The sequence below is a fragment of the Cloacibacterium normanense genome (assembly GCF_003860565.1).
GTDB lineage: Bacteria > Bacteroidota > Bacteroidia > Flavobacteriales > Weeksellaceae > Cloacibacterium > Cloacibacterium normanense.
The window spans coordinates 2,473,328-2,494,749 of record NZ_CP034157.1 but is presented as its reverse complement, the minus strand read 5'-3'; the positions used below and the strand labels follow the sequence as shown (position 1 = coordinate 2,494,749).

Annotated in this window: 22 protein-coding genes; 15 read left to right on the top strand and 7 right to left on the bottom strand. The window is 33.0% G+C overall.

Annotation, left to right across the window (positions count from 1 at the left end; translation table 11 throughout):
- Nucleotides 1–447, bottom strand: coding sequence for a thioredoxin-dependent thiol peroxidase (gene bcp / locus EB819_RS11415; protein WP_069799804.1), 447 nt, complete (start codon nt 445–447; stop codon nt 1–3).
- A gap of 30 nt (nt 448–477) precedes the next feature.
- On the opposite strand from bcp, the gene nth reads away from it, so the two are divergent.
- Complete coding sequence (gene nth / locus EB819_RS11410; RefSeq protein ID WP_069799806.1) at nt 478–1,098, top strand: endonuclease III; 621 nt, start codon at nt 478–480, stop codon at nt 1,096–1,098.
- A gap of 32 nt (nt 1,099–1,130) precedes the next feature.
- On the opposite strand, the gene EB819_RS11405 is transcribed toward nth, so the two are convergent.
- On the bottom strand, nt 1,131–2,921 hold the full coding sequence (locus EB819_RS11405) for a DUF885 domain-containing protein (RefSeq protein WP_069799808.1): 1,791 nt from the start codon (nt 2,919–2,921) through the stop codon (nt 1,131–1,133).
- A 95-nt stretch (nt 2,922–3,016) separates the two neighbouring features.
- Complete coding sequence (locus tag EB819_RS11400) at nt 3,017–3,514, bottom strand: DinB family protein (protein ID WP_069799810.1); 498 nt, start codon at nt 3,512–3,514, stop codon at nt 3,017–3,019.
- Nucleotides 3,515–3,641: 127 nt separating this feature from the next.
- Here EB819_RS11400 and EB819_RS11395 point away from each other — a divergent pair, with 127 nt between their 5' ends.
- The 4 genes from EB819_RS11395 to EB819_RS11380 all read left to right on the top strand — a co-directional run bounded on the left by EB819_RS11395 (nt 3,642) and on the right by EB819_RS11380 (nt 8,667).
- Nucleotides 3,642–4,529 carry a GLPGLI family protein gene (locus EB819_RS11395; protein WP_069799812.1) on the top strand — a complete coding sequence of 296 codons (888 nt, stop codon included), beginning with the start codon at nt 3,642–3,644 and terminating at the stop codon, nt 4,527–4,529.
- Between the two features lie 130 nt (nt 4,530–4,659).
- Nucleotides 4,660–5,565: an AraC family transcriptional regulator gene (locus EB819_RS11390; RefSeq protein ID WP_069799968.1), complete on the top strand. Its 906-nt coding sequence runs from the start codon at nt 4,660–4,662 to the stop codon at nt 5,563–5,565.
- A 96-nt stretch (nt 5,566–5,661) separates the two neighbouring features.
- The gene (locus EB819_RS11385; RefSeq protein ID WP_069799814.1) at nt 5,662–7,878 is read left to right on the top strand and encodes a TonB-dependent receptor; all 2,217 of its coding nucleotides are present in this window, start codon (nt 5,662–5,664) and stop codon (nt 7,876–7,878) included.
- 132 nt (nt 7,879–8,010) lie between these two features.
- Nucleotides 8,011–8,667 (top strand): hypothetical protein, encoded by a 657-nt coding sequence (locus EB819_RS11380; protein WP_069799816.1) that lies wholly within the window; start codon nt 8,011–8,013, stop codon nt 8,665–8,667.
- 44 nt (nt 8,668–8,711) lie between these two features.
- Here the strand turns inward: EB819_RS11380 and EB819_RS11375 are convergent, their stop codons facing one another.
- Nucleotides 8,712–9,323, bottom strand: coding sequence for a hypothetical protein (locus EB819_RS11375; RefSeq protein ID WP_069799818.1), 612 nt, complete (start codon nt 9,321–9,323; stop codon nt 8,712–8,714).
- Nucleotides 9,324–9,520: 197 nt separating this feature from the next.
- On the opposite strand from EB819_RS11375, the gene EB819_RS11370 reads away from it, so the two are divergent.
- The 5 genes from EB819_RS11370 (at nt 9,521) to EB819_RS11350 (ending at nt 12,653) form a co-directional block, all read left to right on the top strand.
- The gene (locus EB819_RS11370) at nt 9,521–9,814 is read left to right on the top strand and encodes a 2TM domain-containing protein (protein WP_069799820.1); all 294 of its coding nucleotides are present in this window, start codon (nt 9,521–9,523) and stop codon (nt 9,812–9,814) included.
- A gap of 23 nt (nt 9,815–9,837) precedes the next feature.
- Nucleotides 9,838–11,181 (top strand): 2TM domain-containing protein, encoded by a 1,344-nt coding sequence (locus EB819_RS11365; protein WP_069799822.1) that lies wholly within the window; start codon nt 9,838–9,840, stop codon nt 11,179–11,181.
- Nucleotides 11,172–11,480, top strand: coding sequence for a 2TM domain-containing protein (locus EB819_RS11360; protein ID WP_083250191.1), 309 nt, complete (start codon nt 11,172–11,174; stop codon nt 11,478–11,480). Before EB819_RS11365 ends, EB819_RS11360 begins: the two co-directional genes overlap by 10 nt.
- A gap of 4 nt (nt 11,481–11,484) precedes the next feature.
- Nucleotides 11,485–11,796, top strand: a complete 312-nt coding sequence (locus EB819_RS11355) for a 2TM domain-containing protein (RefSeq protein ID WP_069799824.1) — start codon at nt 11,485–11,487, stop codon at nt 11,794–11,796.
- Nucleotides 11,797–11,912: 116 nt separating this feature from the next.
- Nucleotides 11,913–12,653, top strand: a complete 741-nt coding sequence (locus tag EB819_RS11350) for a LytR/AlgR family response regulator transcription factor (RefSeq protein WP_069799826.1) — start codon at nt 11,913–11,915, stop codon at nt 12,651–12,653.
- 10 nt (nt 12,654–12,663) lie between these two features.
- Here the strand turns inward: EB819_RS11350 and EB819_RS11345 are convergent, their stop codons facing one another.
- A complete protein-coding gene (locus EB819_RS11345) occupies nt 12,664–13,893 on the bottom strand; it encodes a DUF6051 family protein (protein ID WP_069799972.1) in 1,230 nt (409 codons plus the stop codon).
- A 131-nt stretch (nt 13,894–14,024) separates the two neighbouring features.
- Nucleotides 14,025–15,212 carry a tRNA 2-thiouridine(34) synthase MnmA gene (gene mnmA / locus EB819_RS11340; protein ID WP_069799828.1) on the bottom strand — a complete coding sequence of 396 codons (1,188 nt, stop codon included), beginning with the start codon at nt 15,210–15,212 and terminating at the stop codon, nt 14,025–14,027.
- Between the two features lie 108 nt (nt 15,213–15,320).
- Here mnmA and EB819_RS11335 point away from each other — a divergent pair, with 108 nt between their 5' ends.
- The gene (locus EB819_RS11335; RefSeq protein WP_069799830.1) at nt 15,321–15,845 is read left to right on the top strand and encodes a hypothetical protein; all 525 of its coding nucleotides are present in this window, start codon (nt 15,321–15,323) and stop codon (nt 15,843–15,845) included.
- 45 nt (nt 15,846–15,890) lie between these two features.
- Here the strand turns inward: EB819_RS11335 and EB819_RS11330 are convergent, their stop codons facing one another.
- Nucleotides 15,891–18,407 carry an ATP-dependent Clp protease ATP-binding subunit gene (locus EB819_RS11330; protein WP_069799833.1) on the bottom strand — a complete coding sequence of 839 codons (2,517 nt, stop codon included), beginning with the start codon at nt 18,405–18,407 and terminating at the stop codon, nt 15,891–15,893.
- 160 nt (nt 18,408–18,567) lie between these two features.
- Here EB819_RS11330 and EB819_RS11325 point away from each other — a divergent pair, with 160 nt between their 5' ends.
- The 4 genes from EB819_RS11325 to EB819_RS11310 all read left to right on the top strand — a co-directional run bounded on the left by EB819_RS11325 (nt 18,568) and on the right by EB819_RS11310 (nt 21,388).
- On the top strand, nt 18,568–18,786 hold the full coding sequence (locus tag EB819_RS11325) for a uroporphyrinogen decarboxylase (RefSeq protein WP_069799835.1): 219 nt from the start codon (nt 18,568–18,570) through the stop codon (nt 18,784–18,786).
- A 12-nt stretch (nt 18,787–18,798) separates the two neighbouring features.
- The gene (locus tag EB819_RS11320; RefSeq protein ID WP_069799837.1) at nt 18,799–19,926 is read left to right on the top strand and encodes a glycosyltransferase; all 1,128 of its coding nucleotides are present in this window, start codon (nt 18,799–18,801) and stop codon (nt 19,924–19,926) included.
- Nucleotides 19,927–20,002: 76 nt separating this feature from the next.
- Nucleotides 20,003–20,836, top strand: coding sequence for a TraB/GumN family protein (locus EB819_RS11315; protein WP_069799839.1), 834 nt, complete (start codon nt 20,003–20,005; stop codon nt 20,834–20,836).
- A gap of 132 nt (nt 20,837–20,968) precedes the next feature.
- A complete protein-coding gene (locus EB819_RS11310) occupies nt 20,969–21,388 on the top strand; it encodes a SufE family protein (protein ID WP_069799841.1) in 420 nt (139 codons plus the stop codon).
- The last annotated feature ends 34 nt before the right edge of the window (nt 21,389–21,422 follow it).

Sequence of the window (21,422 nt, the reverse complement as noted above, 5' to 3'; positions counted from 1 at the left end):
TTACTTCAAAATCTGAGCTGCGTGATTTTTGGTTTCTACTTTTTCGATGACTTCTGTGCAAACAGAATTTTCATCAAATAAAAAGGTAGTTCTCACGATTCCCATGAATTCTTTGCCCATGAATTTTTTGAGTTGCCACACCCCGAATTTTTCACAAACTTCATGGTTTTCATCAGCTAATAAATCATATTTAAACCCGAATTTATCATGAAATTTCTTTTGATTTTTCACAGGATCTGCAGATATTCCCAAAATCGTAAAGCCTTGTTTCGTTAAGTATTCTATATTTTCATTAAGGTTACAAGCTTCTGCTGTACAACCTGGCGTATTGGCTTTCGGGTAAAAGAAAACCACCAATTTTTTCCCTTTGAAATCTGAAGATTTAACCAGATTTCCATCTTGATTATCCAATTGAAACGTAGGAAGTGTATCACCTATTTTTAACATAATGCTTATTTTTGCTCAAATTTACAGAAAATGACTAAAAAAGAGCGTGCAAAAATAGTAATGACTGAGTTAGAAAAAATCTATCCCGAAACGCCTATTCCACTGAACCATAGAAATGCTTATGAATTGCTGGTTGCAGTTGCACTTTCTGCTCAAACTACTGATAAAAAAGTAAACGAAGTAACTCCCAAATTGTTTTCTGTAGCTCCCAATCCAGAAAAAATGGCTTCATTAGAAGAGCCTGAAATCAAGGAATTGATTAAAGAAATTGGATTGTCTACCACCAAAGCCAAAAATCTAAAAATCATGGCCAATCAACTTCTGGAAAGACATAACGGCGAAGTTCCCTCTAATTTTGAAGATTTAGAAAATTTAGCGGGAGTAGGACATAAAACGGCAAGTGTAGTGATGAGTCAGGCTTTTGGCGTGCCTGCTTTCCCAGTAGATACGCACATTCATCGATTAATGAAACAATGGAAATTAACCGAAGGGAAAAACGTGGTTCAAACCGAAAATGATGCTAAAAAACTTTTCCCTAAAGAAACTTGGAATAAACTTCACCTTCAAATTATTTTCTACGGCAGAGAATATTCTCCAGCCAGAGGAAATCAGGAAAATGATTACCTCACAAAGATGCTTTTTGAGAAATAAAAAAAAACCGCAAAATTCTGCGGTTTATATTTTTACTTTTTTTTTGCCCAAAGTTCCATCTTTCTTTCTAAAACAGATAATGGAAGACATCCTTGGTTCAGAATTTCATCGTGGAATTTAGCCAAACTAAATTTCTTACCTAGTTCTTTTTGATATTTGGCTCTTAATTCTAAAAATTTAAGCGAACCGATTTTGTAGCCTAACGCTTGTCCCGGAATCGCCATATAACGCTCAATTGCGGCAGTTGCGCCTTCTTCAGAATCAGAAATATTGTTCAGATAATATTTTATCGCTTCTTCTCTGGTCATTTTACCCGTATGAATTCCTGTATCTACCACCAATCGAACTGCACGCAACATTTGATCGCTCAAATAACCCATTTTTTGATAAGGATCGGTGTACAAACCAAACTCTGGGCCTAAAGTTTCTGTATAGTGCGCCCAACCTTCTCCATAAGCTCCGAACCAACCAAATCTCATGAATTTAGGAATTTCCATATTTTCCTGTTGAAGCGAAACTTGATAATGATGTCCCGGAATAGCTTCGTGCAAGAATAGAGATTCGAAACCATTGGTTACATTATATTGAGTAGCATCTGGAATTGGCGTATAAAAAATTCCCGGTCTGCTTCCATCTGCAGAACCCGGTTTGTATTCTGCACTTGCACTTGCTTCTCTAAACTTTTCGGTTCTTCTGATTTCAAACGGTGTTTTAGGAGATTGACTAAACATCGTTGGAAGCTTTGGCTCTATTTTCTTTAAAATTCCATTAAATGCGGCAATTACTTCTTCTGGCGTTTTATAAGGCATTGCTTTTTTGTCTGTTTTTAGGCTTGCTAAAAATTGTTCTAGTGTTCCTTTAAAACCTAATTGAGTTTTTACTTTCTCCATTTCTGCTCTTAGCATCGCTACTTCTTTTAACCCAATTTTATTGATTTCATCGGGAGTAAGATTAGTGGTAGTCCAAGATTTTGCGAGATAAGTATAAATATTGCTTCCATTAGGAATGGCGTTAATTCCATCTGTATTTCTCGCTTTTGGCAAATATTCTTTTTCTAGAAAATCACCCATTCTTGTGTAAGCGGGAATAATTTTTGTTTTGATGGCGTTTTGATAAAGTACGGTGTACTTTTGTTTATCTGCAGCAGAAAAACTGGCTGGGATTTTTTTGATAGGTCCGTAGAAAATATTTTTATCAAAATTTTCAGAAATAATTTCTTCACCTCTCATTTGAGGAATCATTTTCACCACCAGTTTTTTGGGAAGCATCACATTTTGTTTCATTCCATCTCTGAAATTCTTTTCGGCGGTGTTCATCCAAACGGCAAAAGCATCTATTCTTTTCAAGAAATTATCATAATCTTTAGTCGTTTTAAACGGTTGATTTCCATCTCCACTTCCTAACAAGGGAAAATCTAATGGCAAACCTTCAAATTGGTTAAAAGGCATCAGTTCTGGATGATACGCATACTTTTCAATTTTATCTTTTAAGGTAAAATCTAAAACATCATAAACGGTTTTGTCTTTATCCGAAAGAGATTCATAATCAAGAGTTTGCAACTTTTTTTGAGTTTCGGTATAGAAACCGATTTCTTTAGAAATAAAATCCTGACTGATAGCATTTGGCAATTGGTCATTATATCTATTATCGCCTTGCATAGTGGCTTCCAGAGGAAACATTTTCAGGTAACCTTCATAATATTTAGAAGCAATGCTGTCTATATTGGCTTCGGATTTTGGCAAAGCAATGTCTGATTTTTTACAACTGATAACGAAAAGCATCATTGCAAATATTCCTAAAATAGGCGCTCTAAAGAATCTCATTTGTCTTAAATTTTAAACAAAAATATAAATTATCTGTAAATGTGGATTTTAAAATCATAAAAAATAAAAAACTCCGAAAAATTTCGGAGTTTTATTTACATTTCTTGCTCGTCAGCAGAAGGTCCATAACTTCCAGGAACGGGAATATCTAATAATCGATAATAAACGCCTAATTGAGCTCTATGATGCGTAGCTTGATTTAATGAATGACGAATTGCTCCGTATTTATCCCAATCTGCGAGAACTTGTTCGCCCATTTTCATTTGCCATCTTTCATTCAGTTTGTCTTCTGAAATTTCATGAAGTGTAGCTTTGCTTTTTTGATAATCTTCTTCTAATTTTTGTAAAAGCTGCTCTCTAGTTTCTAAAAAAGTAGGTTGATAATCTCCTGCTGCAAAATCTAAAACAGAAGTTTTGACAATGAAATCTGGCCAACCGAAAACTTCGGCAATGTGCGTAGAAAGTGGCATCATTTTCATGCTTTTTTCATGTGGTGCATAATCATTTTTCCCTTCTGGAAATCTTTCGAAAAACTTTTTAGTGGTTTGATACTCTTGTTCGAGTTCTTGTCTAAGTTGTGATAAGGTGTCCATAATTTTTGAGTTTGGTAGAACGAAGTTACATCAACTTAGAGAATCGTTTCTAAGAGTTGCTATTAAATTTTTCATAAATTTTTGTAACAAATTATAAAATCCCTTACTAATTAATAAAATTTAAAAAATGAAATGGTATAAATCTTTAAGCTTTGCTTTATTGTTTTTAGTAGTTCTTGCAAATGCACAATCTGCAAACAGATTTTTTTATGAATTGACCTTTAAACCCAAAAAAGGAATAGACTCTTTACAAAAAGCGGTTATGATTCTAGACGTAACCGATAAAAAATCACTTTATAGAGATTACTTGACGGTTTCACAGGATTCTGTTCTAAAAATTGAAGTTGAAAAAATGCAAAAAGCAGGTGTTTTCAAAGATTTATCAAAGTCTTTCCAAATGCCAAAATTTGCTTATAAAATCACGAAAGAATATCCTACCATGAAGGTAAACTTTAGCGAAAGAATGCTGAATTCTGTTTTTGGATATAATGAAGAACCAAAATTCAACTGGAAAATATCAAACGATAAACAAAAAATAGGAGAATACGAAGCTCAAAAAGCTACCACAGAATTTGGTGGAAGAAAATGGACGGCTTGGTTTACAGAATCTATTCCTTTCCCTGATGGTCCGTATAAATTCTCTGGTTTACCAGGATTAATCGTAAAAATAGAAGATGCTGAGAAAAATTTCTCTTGGGTTTTAACCGCAAATAAACCGCTAAAAGAATTTGAAGAACTTTCTTACAGCGAAAAACTATCGGCACAATTTGGTGCGAGAAATGATGTAACGATTATCAACAGAGATAAATTTGAATCTTCTTTTGAGGAATATAAAAAAGATCCTTTTGCATCGATAAGAGCACAAATCACTCCAGAAATGAAAGCGATGAAAATGCCAGGAAATGATAAAACGATGGGCGAAATGATGAGTGATCAAGAAAAATCAATTAAAGATTTCTATAACGCAAGTAATAATACCGTAGAAATCTACACTCCAGAAAAAGCGAAAAAATAAAATTCCCTTCATATTAAACTTTTGTAACAGAAAACTCGAGGATTCGTCTTCGAGTTTTTTGCATTTTATAAGAGCAAGAATAGACCATTGCGCTGTGGTTTTTAGTTTTATATTTGTAAAAAATAATCGTTTGACTTCACAAGAACATTTAGCAAGAATTAGAAAGGTTTTAGATTACATTGACCAACATCTGGTCGATGAACTTCCTTTGGAAAAACTCGCAGAAATTGGCTCCTTTTCGCCTTTTCATTTTCATAGAATTTTTCGCGCGGTTACCAGTGAAACTTTGCTAAGTTACATCACCAGAAAACGCATGGAAAAAGCTGCCATGATGCTTTCCTTAAAAAAAGAAAAATCTTTAGAAGATATTTTCTTGGAAATAGGATTCAATAGTCCTTCTACTTTTGGCAAAACCTTCAAAAAGCACTTTGGGATTTCTCCAGCTGCTTTTAGAAAAAATTCGCCAGAAAATTTTAAGAAAATTCAAACCATTATCAGCAATATCGGACAAAAAGATGTCGTTTTCGAGCAATATCTTTACCAACTAGAACAAATGAAATTTTTTATGGAAAATAAAGCCAATATCCAAATAAAAGAAATGCCAGAAATGCAGATTGCATCAGTATTAAGCATAGGTGTACAAAATATAGGAAACGCTTATAACACCCTTATTTCTTGGGCTATTTCTAAAAATATTTTCCCCAGAGAAAATGTGAAAATGATTACCGTTTATCACGATAGTTTCAAAGTTACTGCTCCCAATAAAGTGAGAATTCACGCAGGAATGTTGCTAGAAGAAGCCATCAAAAATGAAGGCGAAGTTTTCCTAGAAATTTTGCCAAAAGGGAAATATATCGTTTCTCGACAAGAAATTACGCTTCCCGAATTCGAAACTGCTTGGAACGCTCTTTTCCTTTGGATGAACGAAAACGGACATCAGTTCAGAAAAGAATGTCCTTATGAAATTTACCATAATGATTACCAAGAACACCCTGAGAAAAAGTGTTTGGTAGATTTTTGTATTCCTATTTTGTAATTTTCTACGATTCAGTTTCTATTTTTTACGGTTCAGTAAAACTTATTTCTTTTCGGAAATGAGCAGAGATACCTTTGCTTCATCAAAAACAGAATTATGAAAACTCGCATTTTTACATTACTCTTTACCTTTGTCTTTACTTTTACCTTAATTGCTCAAATTACCATTTCTGGAAAAGTTTTAGGAAGAAATAACAAACCGCTGAAAGGTGTTTCTGTAACACTGAAAGATTCTTATGATGGCGCTACAACAGACGAAACAGGAAATTATAAGTTTGAAACTTCTGAAAAAGGAAGCCAAACCTTGATTTTCTCTAATCCTAAATTTATAGAAATTGAAAAATCTATTCAAATTGAAGACAAAAACCTTATTCTAAATGCTGAACTAAAAGAATCGGTGAGCGAAATAGATGCAGTAGTCATTTCTGCGGGAAGCATAGAAGCCAGCGATAAAAAACGCGCCACTACTCTATTGACGCCCATTGACGTCTACACAACAGCTGGAGCCAATGGTCAAATTTCATCGGCATTGGAAACCTTACCTGGAGTTCAAAAAGTGGGAGAATCAGAAGGTCTTTTCGTGAGAGGAGGAACCGGAACGGAAACCAAATTCTTCATGGACGGAAATTTGGTCAATAATTATTTCGGAAATTCTGTACCCGGAATTAAAGCGATGGACAGATTGAATACTTCGCTTTTCAAAGGAAATGTATTTTCGAGTGGTGGTTATTCTGCAGTTTACGGACAAGCTTTATCTGGAGTTTTAGCTTTGGAAAGTATCGATTTACCAGAGAGAAATGCTGCAGATTTTGGGATTTCTCCCATTTTTGCAAGTGGCGGAATTCAGCGAATTAATCAAGAAAAAACGCATTCTTACGGAATTTCTTTAGGCTATTCTAACCTAGAACTCATGCAGAAAATTCTGAAATTCAATACCGATTTCGAAAAAGCACCTAACAGTTTTGGTGGCAATGGTAACTTCAGAATTAAAACGTCAAGAGGCGGTTTTATCAAATATTACGGAAGTTATGACACCAGTTCTATGAAACTTTCTTCTCCCAATTTAGACGACGAAACTTCTTCTGATAAAATCAATCAAAACGGGAAAAATACGTTTCACTCGCTTTCTTACCGAGAAAAATTTGGCAGATATACTTTGAATCTTGGAAGTTCATATACTTATAATCAAAATATTCTTCATTTTTCTAATGTAGACCAAAACGGAAGGTCTCAATTCAGTAATGATATAGATTCTAAAGGCAATTATTTCAACGCCAAAGCATTGATTGAGAGAAAATTATTTAAAATTTCGGCAATAAGAGCAGGAATAGAACTGAATACAACTAAAGAAGAAACTTGGGTTTCCATCGCTCAAAAAAATTATGAATTTAGAGATGATATCACTTCACTTTTCGCAGAAACAGATTTGGAAATCAGCAATGATTTATCTTTAAAAATAGGAGCAAGAGCAGAAAACTCTTCTTCGATCAACCGCTGGAATTTTTCGCCAAGATTTGCCATGGCTTACAGAATTTCTAAAGAATGGACGAGTTCATTAGCTTACGGAACTTTCTTCCAAAATCCGGAAAGTAGATTTTTTACCGAAAATTATCAACCCCATTATCAAAGAGCTGACCATTATATTTTTCAAGTTCAAAGAGCAGCAGATGGAAGAAGTTTGAGATTGGAAACGTATTACAAAAAATATCAAGATTTAATAAAAACTACCACAGATTTTTACAGACCTATCACTCTTAATAATAATGGAAGTGGATATGCAAAAGGTGTAGAATTATTTTGGCGAGATAAAAAATCTTTGAAAAATATAGATTATTGGGTGTCTTATTCTTATCTAGATTCTAAAAGAGATTACCTGAATTACACCGAAAGTTTATTCCCAAATTTTGCGGCAAAACATACGCTTTCTGTGGTGGCTAAAAAATTTGTAACCAATTGGAAAACAGGATTTAATATTTCTTATAATTATAATTCTGGAAGACCATATTACAATTTCGTGACCGAAAATGGTAATACTTTTCTCAAAAATCAAGGCTTTGTAAAAGATTATCAAGCGGTGAATTTCAGCCTTAATTACTTACCGAATTTAGGCAAAAAAGATGCGAGAGCTTTCACCGTCTTGGTGCTTTCTATCAATAACGTTCTAGGAACTAAAAATGAATTTGGATACAATTTTTCGAGCAATGGTCTCAAATCTAGAGCCATCGTTCCTCCTACCAATACTTTTGTTTTCATCGGTGCATTCATCAGTTTTGGTACTGACAGAACTCAAGAAGCCATTAATAATAACTTATAGAATTAAGTCCAAAATTGACCATACAAACCATTCAGTCAAGAAAAACTACAGTTCGGTGAACTAAAATTTCAAGAAAATTTCTTTCAAAATACCTTTGAACCATAAAATTAAAACAATTAAAAAATATTATATATGAAAACTTTACAAAAAACCATTCTTACACTTGCGATTAGCCTATCTACCACTTACACTTTTGCACAAACTGCTTACGAAAAAGCCATGATGCCGAAAGTTCAAACCATCGAAATGCCAAAACCTAATCCAGATGATTACACTGCTCAAGCCAATGATTTTGCAAGAATTGGCGACAAAGAAAAAACACTTTGGCAACCGTACTATTATGCTGCTTTTTCTATTCTAAAAAAAGGAAGAACACTGATGCAACAAAACCAAATTGCACAACTAGACGAAGTGGCAAAAGAGGCTCAAAATTACATTGACAAAGCAGAAGCACTTTCTCCAAATAATGCAGAAATCTATATTTTGAAAAAAATGAATCACGGGCTTAAAATGATGGTAAATCCTATGGAAAGATACCAGACTGAAGGTCTCGCTGCTCAAAACGCTCTTGCTGAAGCTAAAAAATTAGACCCAGAAAATCCTAGAATTACGATTATGGAAGCCGAAGATTTATATTTCACTCCAGAACAATTTGGTGGAAGCAAAACCAAAGGAATTGAACTTTTTAAGAAAGCTTTAGAACAGTTCAAAACTTACAAAATAAAATCTTCTCTTGATCCAAATTGGGGACAAGGTGAAGCGAATTATTTTATTTCTCAAGCGAAATAGTTTTATTTCAATCCTTTAAGGATTAAGAATCCTTAAAGGATTTTTTAATATTCAATAATTAAATCTTCAATGTCTATATAATTTTTTTCTTTTTGGTGCTCTTCTTCAAAGGCTTTTTTGTTTTTAAATAAATTAAGAACAAATTCTCTTTTAAGTTTTGTGGGTTTACTAGATAAAACGCTTTCATAAGAACTCCAAGGATAATCCCAAATATTTTCCGTAAAACGATGTTTTACAGGATTATAGTGGATATAATGTATCAGATTTCGTAAATAAGTATCAGAATTTACAATTTTTCTTTCAAATTTTTTCTCGAATAGGCTTCCTGTTCTTTTATATCGTTTATTAATAGCTTTTGCATAAGAATTAAAAAAGTGTCCAAATTGTAAATGCAAATCTATACGTTTGGGACTTTTCACAGTTGAATATTCTAGGTTATTCATATTAAAATCTTCATAATCTTTAACATAAATTAAAATATGAAAATGATTTTTTAAAAGAACCCAAGCTATCGTTTCACAAAAGGGCGAAATATATCTGTCGTATCGATTAAGAAAAAAAATATAATTTTCATTCTCAAAGAAAATATCTTGTCCATTATTTCCCCTATTATAAATATGGTAAAAATTTCCAGGTATTAAGGCTAAAGAATCCATTAGTTTTTTTGTAAAAATAACATTTTTTCATTTCCAATCCTTAAAGGATTTGAAATCCTTTAAGGATTAAATTACATTTCAGTATATAAAAATGACGGTTCAGTCAACTAAAATTTGAAAGCGCATCTTATAAAACTACCTTTACATCAAGAAATTTAACCCAATCACAAAATATTAATTTTTAAAATTCAAACACTATGGAAACGTACAAAACTACACAAGAACAGAAACTAGAAAACGCTAGAAAGCACGTAAAAAGAATCAAAGGTTTTTACACGCACGCTTTGGTTTTCGTACTGGTAAACGTATTTATTATTTTCTCTAATGCAATTGCAGACGGAAAAGGTTTTAATGACATGGATAATTATTACACGGCTTTTTTCTGGGGTTTCGGCTTATTGGCTCATGGTTTATCGGTTTTTGGTGGTGAGCTGTTTTTAGGCAGAAACTGGGAAGAAAGAAAAATCCAAGAAATTTTAAACGAAAAATAATTTTAAAATATTATTTTTAGAAAATGAAACTCGAGGTAATCAAAAAAGCGGCTCTTAACCTACTCTACATCAATATTATTGTAAGTCTTTTTATCTTCTTAATTGATGGTGGAGAAAAAACCTTCGAAAGATACTCTATAACTTTCCTTATTTCTGGAATGTACACGTTTTTCATAGGTTTAGGAAACGGTTTTTTAAACGATTATCTAGATTCTAAATTCTCGTGGACAGAGGAAACGCGCAAAAGAACCATCTCTGCGATTGTAGGAACTTTGGTGATGAATATTGCACTAGTCTATTTTTGTAATTATTTGAATTTCATTGTTATACAAGGCAAAAATCCTGAAAAATTCTTCAATGGTGAGATGAACTTCATCAATTGGTTTTTCATCAATTTTGCGATTATGATTTCGTCAATTGGTCACGCTCGAGGTTTTATGGCGGCTTGGAAAAACTCTACCAAAAAAGAAGTAGTAGAACAAAAACTCATCGCCAAATCTGCCAATGCACAATTCGAAAGTTTAAAAAATCAATTAGACCCGCATTTTTTATTCAATTCTCTGAACGTTTTAGATTCTTTGATTGAAGAAAATCCTGTTCAAGCGCAACGTTTTACCAATTCTATGTCAAAAATTTATCGCTATGTTTTGGAACAAAAAGACAAGGAACTGGTTTCGTTGGAAGAAGAAATAGACTTTGCCAAAACCTATTGCGAACTACTGAAAACCAGATTTGAAGACGCAGTAACCTTTGATTTCAACATTTCAGAGGAAGACAAAAAAGGTTTTGTAGTGCCACTTTCTTTGCAACTTTTGCTCGAAAATTCTATTAAACATAATTTTGCCACTTCATCTAAACCATTGAATATCAAAATATTTACAGAAAAAGGAAACCTCATCATCGAAAATAATTTGCAAACCAGAGAATTGCCCAATACATCTACAGGAGTAGGTTTAGCGAACATAGTTTCGAGATATAATTTATTAACCGAAAGAAATGTCTTTGTAGAAAAATCAGAAGCTTTCTTCCGTGTGAAACTCCCTATTTTAACAGAAAAATTGAACCCTATGAATCCATATACTCCATCACAAGAACAATTGGCTTACGAAAAAGCCGCAAAACGCGTAGAAGAACTCAAAGGTTTCTACGGAAACTTAATTTCTTACTGCATTTTTATCCCATTTTTAATTTTTATCAACTTCCAAACTTCGCCTAAATATCATTGGTTTTGGTGGCCATTGTTAGGTTGGGGAATCGGTGTAATTTCTCACGGAATTAAGACTTTCGGAATCGGAACAGATTGGGAAGAGCGCCAAATCAAAAAATACATGCAAAAAGAGGAAGAAAACGCTAAAAAATGGAAATAATTATGGAAAACCAAGATAAATTCAACGAAATTGCTTACAAAAAAGCACAAAAAAGAGTAAAAGACATCAGAACGTATTATTACATGGTTTTGGGATATTTAGCAGTGGGTTATTTCATTGTTAGCCGAAATTATGACGGTAATATTTTCAATATTTCTAGAAATTACAGCGTTTGGATAGTTATCTTATGGGGAATTTTTCTTTTGGGTTACGGAATTTATTTATTCACACCTTATTTCAGAAATTGGGAAGAAAGAAAAACCAAAGAATTAATGGAGAAATACAAACAAAAAAATTAAAAAAATGGAACCTATAAACGATAAAAATATTCAATACGAAAGAGCCAGAAAAAGGGTGAAAGAAATCAAAGGTTTCTATATTCACGCTTTGGTTTATGTTTTGGTCAACTTGTTTTTAATTTTGTCAACATCCATAAAATACGATTCTTTTGAAACGTTTTTCCAGCAAAATCAATTCTGGGGAATTGGACTTTGGGGAATTGGACTTTTTGCGCATGGTTTATCCGTTTTCTTGCCTAATTTTATCCTCGGAAAAAACTGGGAAGAAAAGAAAATTCGTGAATTGATGGAAAGAAATAGAAATTTGAAAATATAAAAATGAGCTAATTTGGAGATGAAATTATTCTTAAAAATAAATTTTTAATTCCGTTTCACTTCACTCAGAATGACATTAGAAAACCAAAACTTTACCTTGAACTTTGAATTGAAAATATGAAAGTAGTAATTATAGAAGACGAAAAACCAGCTGCAAGAAAACTCGAAAGATTAATAAGCAATTTTACTGATTTACAATTGGTTGCAACGCTCCATTCTGTGGAAGATGCTGTAGATTGGTTCAGTAAAAACGAACATCCGAAACTGATATTTTCAGATATTGTTTTGGGCGATGGTTTGTCTTTTGATATTTTTGAAAAAGTTCCTACCAAAAGTTTCATTATTTACACCACTGCTTTTGATCAATACACATTGAAAGCCTTCAAACTCAATTCCATAGATTATCTTCTCAAGCCCATTTCAGAGGAAGATTTAGCCAAAGCAATTGAAAAATTCAAAAGTTTTTTACCTTCAGAAGAAACGCACAACGCTTTGGAAATGAAATCTTTAATCAAAGAAAATCAACCGAAATTGTCTAGAATTCTAGTGAAAATTGGTTATAATTTGAAGGTCATCAAAACTGAAGAAATTTGCTGTTTTTATTCTGAAAACAAAATTGTTTATGCACAGACTTTAGAACGCAGTTTCCCAACAGATTTTACCTTAGATGAACTGGAAGAAGTTTTGGATGAAAAGACGTTTTTCCGTGTGAATAGACAGTTTATCATCAGTTCAGATTTTATTAAAAACATTCATACTTCACCGAATTACAAAGTAGAATTGCAAGCGCAACCTGCCGAGGAAATTACGGTAAGTAGAGAACGTGTGAAAGATTTTAAAGATTGGTTGGTGAAGTAAAATCTAATTTTCAAGAATTATAAAACTCACTCGCAGAATTGATAAAATGCTGAAAAGCTTCCGTAACTTCTTTCTGAATTTTATTGGTTAAAGGAAACGGAACCATGTGCGAATATTCATAAGGAAAATCCTGAATTTCTACCTCTGTTTTTATATTTCTGTAACCGCCTTGCAAAGTATTGAGTGCTTCCATTGGTGATGCAACTTCGTCTTTTTCAAGGACATAGAGTTTGATTTGATGATGCAGTTTTTTAATTCTGTCTTCTCTTTCTTTTTGGAAATAATTGTACCTCAACATCATTTTGAACCAACTTTCCTGTGGATGTAATTTCTCGTCTTGAAAATGACCTAATCTTTCATCTGACTGAAAATCAGAGCTTAACAATTCTGCAAAAACCGTTTGCATTTTTATGGCAGCTCTTGCATCCATAATGTATTTAGAAATCGGGAACATTCTATCAATCGTCATTCCACCACAAAAACAAAAGAGTTTTGAATTTTCAAAAATTCCTTCAGGATCTGCCATTTTTAGAATCATCGACAAAAATGAACCGATAGAATAGCCAAATAAATCAATAGAAGTTTCCTTTGAAATACTTTTAATCTTCTGATTTCTAATATATTTCACCACTTGTATCACATCTGAATACGTCTGAAAACCAGACCAAAAAATTCTCTGAGGATGCGCTTCTAAACGTGAACTTATCGCAGCATTTACAAATGAACAATTGGTATTTTCGGGATAATTTTTCTTTCTGAACTGTGCTACTTCTACCATTGCACGTCTGTCACTCCAGATTTCTTCGGCTCTGTTCATGTGAAAAGCAATCGGGAAAAGAATGATGGCTTTTTTTGTTTTTTGAGCCAATTCATAAGCCCAAGGTAAATATTTATCCCACTTTTTCTCGTTCAATCCATGGAAAAAAATGAGCGTTCCTTCGGCGATTTCTATATCTGCTCTTTTGAGAATATAATAGTCGAAACGTTTATTTCTTTCGATGTCAAAATCTTTTACATCAATACTGGAAAAACCGTAAAGCATTTGATTTTCATTGCTTTCCTTGAAATGTGTTTGATGTTTTTCGCAAGAAGTGGTAGAAAAAGAACCATTGAGTAAATCTGCTTTTTTAGAATGAAAATGAATGGTTTCTATCGTTACATTTAAGTGTTCAATGGTTTTGAAATTTCCTTCTTTTTCAAAGTTTTCTTTTAAAATTTCATAGAGTTCATTGTAATTCATAAGCATCATTTTAATTATAACTTCAAAATAAAAGTTTTTATTGCTTAAAATCCTTTGTTGATAAGGTTTTTTTTCAAAACATAAAAAAAGCAGCCTAAGACAGACTGCTTTCCTTTATATTTTTAAAATTTCTAAGAAATCACTCCGCTTCCTAGCAATTCATCACCAACGTACCACGCCGCAAATTGTCCTTCTGCAATCGCGGATTGTGGATTTTGGAATTCTATGAAAAATCCTTCTTCAAACTGATAAAGCGTGGCTTTTTCTAATGGTTGTCTGTATCTGATTCTCGCCATTACTTCCATAGACTCTCCGTTTTTAAGACGTAAATCTTCACGAACCCAATGCAATTCTGAATTGTCAATTTTCAAGGCTTTTCTAAACAATCCTGGGAAATTTCTTCCTTCTCCTACATAAACTAAATTATTTTCCATATCTCTGGAAATGAGGAAACAAGATTCTTTATGTCCGCCAATTCCGAGACCTTTACTTTGACCAATCGTGTAGAATTGTGCACCTTGATGTTTGCCAATTACTTTTCCGTCTGATTTTTTGTAATGGATTTTTGCAGACAAATATTCTAACTCTTCTAATTTTGAAGAAAATTCAGGTTTTTCTTTGTGATATTCAGCAAAATCACTGAAAATTTCTACAATTTCACCTTCTTTGGCTTTTAATTGTTGCTGAAGAAAAGTCGGTAAACTTACTTTACCGATGAAACAAAGACCTTGAGAATCTTTTTTATCAGCAGTTGCCAATTCCATTTCTCTGGCAATTTCTCTTACTTCTGGTTTAGTAAGTTCGCCAATTGGGAAAAGCGCTTTAGAAAGCTGTTTTTGGTTCAATTGACACAAGAAATAACTTTGATCTTTGTTGTTATCTTTTCCTGCCAAAAGTTGATACACTTCTTCCCCATTTTCGTTGGTAAAAGAATCTAATCTAGCGTAATGTCCTGTTGCTACTTTATCTGCACCTAGTGAAAGTGCGGTTTCTAGAAAAACATCGAATTTTACCTCTCGGTTACACAGAACATCAGGATTGGGTGTTCTACCCTTTTCGTATTCGGCAAACATATAATCTACAATGCGTTCTTTGTAGAGTTCGCTCATATCAATCACTTGGAACGGAATCCCGAGTTTTTTTGCCACTAAAAGAGCATCATTACTGTCTTCAATCCAAGGACATTCATCTTCTAAAGTTACGGAAGCATCGTTCCAATTTCTCATAAAAAGTCCGATGACTTCGTGACCTTGTTTCTGCAACAAATACGCTGCAACGCTGGAGTCTACACCTCCTGATAAACCGACTACTATTTTCATAATTGAGTTACGCTTTCGTTAAGGGAAAGTTTTACAACTGCAAAATTACGAATTAAAAACTCATTTGAAATTTTTCTGCTAAATTTGAATCATAGAAATTTTCTAAAAATGAAAAAATTATCTCTATTCTTTCTGATTTTGATGTCTTTTTCGGCATTTTCACAGGTGGAAACTCCTACACAAAACTCTAAATGGACTTTTGGTGGTTATGCTGGTTTAACTGGCGGTTTTGGCAGTAATAGCGGCATTGCAGTACATATTGCACCCAGAGTAGGCTATAAAATTTCTGAAAATTTAGAAGCAGGTTTAATGGGAAGTCTCAATTGGCAAAACTCTTCTTACTCTTATTCTACACTTTTTGGAATTGGGCCATTTGTGAATTATTATTTGGGCAGAAATTTCTATTTAGGTTCTCAATTTCAGGAATATTTTATCAGTCAAAAAGTAAAATCTTCAGAAGAAAAATACAGTTCAAACGAAGCTGCACTTTACATTGGTGGCGGTTATATGCAAAGAATGGGCAATAATTCTTATTTGCAGATTGGCGGAATGTATAATGTACTTTGGAAACAAAACAGCAGTATTTTCAGCAGTGGTTTTGTACCTAATATTGGGGTGGTTTTTGGGTTGTAGAATATTTTAAAAAATAAAAACCTCCGAAAATTCGGAGGTTTCTTTTTATGCTTTTTGTTTAGATTTCTTTTGGGTTTCACCTTCTAAAGCATCTTTGGCTTCGTTTAGTTTTAGAACTACAGTTTCGCCTTCAGAGAATTGTTTGTTTACGAGCATTTCTGCCAATAAATCTTCTATATATTTTTGGATGGCTCGTTTTAGAGGTCTTGCTCCAAAATCTTTGTCCCATCCTTTCTCTGCGATAAAATCTCTAGCTTCGTCTGTTAATTCTACTTTGTAGTTTAGTTTTTCCAGACGTTTGTAGAGTTTATTTAACTCAAGGTCAATAATTTTCTTGATGTCTTCTTTTTCAAGAGAATTGAAGATAATAATATCGTCTATTCTGTTTAAGAATTCTGGTGCAAAAGCTTTTTTCAGAGCGTTTTCTATGGTTGCTCTCGCTCTTGCATCAGAAGAAGTTTTCTTCGCAGAAGTTCCGAATCCTACTCCATCACCGAAATCTTTTAAATCTCTGGTTCCGATGTTAGAAGTCAAGATGATAATCGTATTTCTGAAATCTACTTTTCTTCCTAAAGAATCGGTAACGTGACCTTCATCTAAAATTTGCAATAAAATATTGAAAACATCAGGATGCGCTTTTTCTATTTCATCTAATAAAACTACCGCATAAGGTTTTCTACGAACCGCTTCAGTTAATTGACCGCCTTCTTCATAACCTACATATCCTGGAGGCGCTCCTACCAATCTAGAAACCGCGAATTTCTCCATGTATTCACTCATGTCTATTCTAATCAATGCATCATCAGAATCGAATAATTCACGAGCCATTACTTTTGCCAATTCGGTTTTACCCACACCTGTTGTTCCTAGAAAAATAAATGTTCCAATTGGTCTGTTTGGATCTTTCAGTCCTGCTCTGTTTCTTTGGATGGCTTTCACCACTTTTTTCACAGCATCTTCTTGACCAATCACTTTTCCGTTGAGTAAATTATCCATATTGGCTAATTTATCCATCTCGTTTTTACCCACTTTTGTTACTGGAACTCCAGACATCATCGAAACTACCTCAGCTACATTTTCTTCGGTCACCACTTCTTTTTTCTCCTTCACTTCTTTGTCCCATTTATCTTGAGCCACAGCCAATTCTAGTTGTAAACGCTCTTCTTCATCTTTTAATTTTCTAGCTTCTAAATAATCTTGAGCTTTTACCGCTTTTTGTTTCAGTTCCTTAATTTCTTCAATTTGCTTTTCATGCTCAATGATGTCAGTAGGAACTTTCATATTTTTGATATACACTCTAGAACCCGCTTCATCCATCGCATCAATCGCTTTGTCTGGAAGGAATCTATCGGTAATATATCTCGAAGTAAGGTTTACGCACGCAGCAATCGCTTCGTCTGTATACGTTACATTGTGGTGATCTTCGTATTTGTCTTTAATTTGATTCAAAATCAAGATGGTTTCTTCCACAGTAGTAGGTTCTACCATTACTTTTTGGAAACGTCTTTCTAAAGCACCATCTTTTTCGATGTACTGACGGTATTCGTCTAAAGTAGTCGCACCGATGCATTGTATTTCGCCTCTTGCTAAAGCAGGTTTAAACATATTAGAAGCATCTAAACTTCCTGTAGAGCTTCCAGCACCAACAATCGTGTGTAACTCATCTATGAAAAGAATGACGTCTCTGTTTTTCTCCAATTCAGTCATAATCGCTTTCATTCTTTCTTCGAACTGACCTCTGTATTTAGTTCCAGCAACGAGACTTGCTAAATCCAACGTAATTACACGCTTGTTAAACAGAACTCTAGATACTTTTTTCTGCATAATTCTGAGCGCTAAACCTTCTGCAATGGCAGATTTACCAACGCCTGGCTCCCCAATCAAAAGCGGATTGTTTTTCTTACGTCTTGACAGAATTTGAGAAACCCTTTCTATTTCTTTTTCTCTACCAATTACAGGGTCTAATTTCCCTTCAGAAGCTAGCGCAGTAAGATCTCTACCAAAATTATCTAAAGTTGGCGTTTTGCTCTTTCCTGTTCCTAGATTTCCAGTAGGTTTTTTCATTTGACCGTATTCTTCACGCTCTTCGTCATCATCATACGCAGAACTTTTTGGCAATTGACCAGAGTTTTTAAGCATAGATTGATATTCTTTAGCTACGCTATCATAATCAATTTCGTAAGCGCTTAAAATATTGGTAGTAGGATCTTCCATTTTATAGAGAATTCCTAACAATAGATGAACAGTATTAATTTCTGAAGCTCTGTATTGTCTGCATTCTAAATCTGCTCTTTTTACCGCATAATCTGCTAATTTGGTGAAAGAAATATTTTCCTTTTCTTCTGAAAAAGGATTGGTATTTACGTTCATATTTTCAATCTTTCTGCGAATCTGAGTAAGATCTGCCTGAAGATTTTCTAATATTTCTTTCGCAGAATTATCCGTCTGAATAATTCCCAACAAGAAATGTTCAGTAGATAAAAATTCGCTATGCAAACGTTTTGCTTCGCTTTTACTGTGTTTGAAGACTTTGGTTAAGCCTTCTGAAAATTTATTTTCCATGATAATTTCTCTCAATAAAATTCTAATGAAGTCAATATGAATTGATTTCCTAAATCAAAGTTACAAATACTTTACCAAACTCATATTATGACTTTATGACATTATTTTACAAAATTAATAGCAGGAAATTAGTAATTTTGTCGTCTTAAATTTTTTTGAAATGGACGCGAATTGGGCAAATTATGTAGGTTATGCTGCATCATTCTTTGTAGTGCTGAGCTTTATGGTGAAAAACATCAAGCAAATTAGAGTGATTAATCTTATCGGTTGTATCGCTTTTGTAATTTATGGTGTTTTCAGCGGAATGTTGTGGCCTATCATTATTCCTAACGCAATTCTTTGCGTTATACAACTTTATCATTTAATAAAACACGATTAAAAGTTTTACATAATGAAAATTTTGGTAAGCGTTTTCAATAATTTATACACCGATCAGCGTGTGGAAAAATTCTGCAAAACCTTGCACGAAAATGCTTACCAAATAGAAGTAATAGGTAATAATTGGGGCGGGAATCCCGAAATGAAAAGACCTTATCCATTTTCAAGAATTTCTTTACAGTCCAAAAAATTACGTTTCGCTTATTTAGAATTTCAGTGGAAATTATTTTTTGAACTGCTGAAAAAAGCCGACCGAAATACAATTCTTCACGCCAACGATTTAGACGCGCTTTTACCCAATTATTTGGTTTCAAAAATCAAAGGAATTCCTTTAGTTTGGGATAGTCACGAGATTTTTACCGAAATGCCAACTGTTACCAATCGTTGGGTTCAGCATGTTTGGAGACTTCTGGAAAATGCTTTGATTAGAAAAATCAAATATTTTATCACGGCAAATGATTCTTATGCCAACTGGTTTGAAACCAATTATAAGATTAAAAGACCTATTGTCATTAGAAATTTTCCTCAAAAATCAGAATCACCGAAAAGTTTCGTTGAAAATTCTCCTAAAATCATTCTTTACCAAGGAACCATCAATTATTCCAGAGGAATAGATAAGATGATTGAAGCCATGCAATTTATAGAAAATGCAGAATTTCACATTGCAGGAAGAGGTCCTTTTTTAGAAGAATATCAACAACTTACTAAAAAATTACATCTAGAAAATAAAGTAAAATTCTTAGGAAATCTTCATCCAGATGATTTAAGAAAAATCACCGAAAAAGCAGATGTAGGTTTAAGCATCGAAGAAAATAAAGGCTTAAGTTATTACTACTCACTTCCGAATAAAATCTCAGATTACATACAAGCCAGAGTTCCTGTAGTGGTTTCTAAATTCCCCGAAATGCAGAAAATTGTAGAAAATTATCACGTAGGCGAATTTATCACTTCTCACGAACCAAAACATTTAGCCGAAAAAGTAAAAAATGTTTTAGAAAAGGGAAGAAGTTCTTATCTACCTCAACTGGAAATTGCTGCCCAAGAACTGTGCTGGGAAAATGAAGCTCCGAAAATTCTGGAACTTTATGAAAGAGTAGCAGCTCAGCAAAGGCAATTCAAATTTACAAAAAGTAGTTTGTAATAATATTAAAATAGCATTTAATTGAATTATTAGAATGCTTATATTTGAAAGTTAGTAAAAATAATTACACCATAATATGTTGAAAATCAATTTAACCGCAATATTCATTCTATTTTCATCATTTGTTTTATCACAACAATCAATTTTTTGGAAAATCTCAAAAAAAGGTAACGAAGCTTACATATTAGGAACATATCATTATTTGGGAAAAGATTTTTTATTAAATAACAACATTATTTTAGAAAAACTTAAAAAATCTAAAATTGCATTATCTGAAAATATTGATTCGGCAAAAATTTTCATTAATAAGAGAAATGAAAATTTGCAATTAAAAAAAATGAATAAAAATGAATTGCAAACGATTAAAAGAATAGTCCCTTCTTATATTGATTCAAACAAAATGACTTTAAGAGAATTAATTGTAACTATTGATGGGAAAATTACGCAAAAATTTTGTTTAACAGATAAAGAAAAAATTGATGAAACGAAAATGGATGATTTTATAAAAGAATATTGTCTAAAAAATAGAATAAAGTTAGAAGGTCTAGAACCTACAGAAAAAACATTTGATTATCTAAACCACAATCTCTACTCAAATACTACTGAAGAAAAACTAATAGAAATAATAAAATCTAAAATAAAACTTCTTAATTCTGAAAATCAAAATATTAATTGTCTTATTTTAAATGAATATAGAACAAAAAAGCACATTTTTAACTTTGAAAGAGAAAGTCAAGAGAAGTTTATTACCTTAAGAAATAAGGATTGGATTGTGAAAATAGATAATGCAATTCAAGAAAAAGAAAAAGCATTTATATTTGTAGGATTATACCATCTGGATTTTAAAGAGGGGTTATTAGAGTTATTAAAAAGTAGAGGCTATTCTGTAGAAGAAATAATTTTAAATTAGAAGTTTCTATCTGTCAGTTAAAGTTTTAACATAAATATTTAATTTCCAAAAATAAAAACATCTACTATTTTTTTACAAAACTTCCAACATTTAACTTTCTACCTTCCCGCAAAAAAGATTTACCTTTGTACCATGACAATTCAAGAAAAACAACAAGAAATCATAGAAGAATTCGAGTTTCTGGACGATTGGGAACAGAAATACGAATACATTATAGACTTGGGAAAAGAACTGAAAGGTTTGCCTGAAGACAAAAAAACAGAAGAAAATCTGATTAAAGGTTGTCAGTCAAAAGTTTGGTTAGACGCCGAATTTAAAGACGGAAAATTATTCTTCAATGCAGATTCTGACGGAATTTTACCGAAAGGAATTGTTTCTCTTTTGGTGAGAATTTACAGCGGTCATTCTACCCAAGAAATCTTGGATTCTGATTTTGATTTTATCTCAAAAATCGGTTTGCAAGAGTTTTTATCGCCTTCCAGAGCCAATGGTTTGATGGCGATGACCAAACAAATTAAGTTTTACGCCGTTGCATTTCAGTTAAAATCGTGAAAAAAATCTTAGCATATCGTTTTTCCGCTTTTGG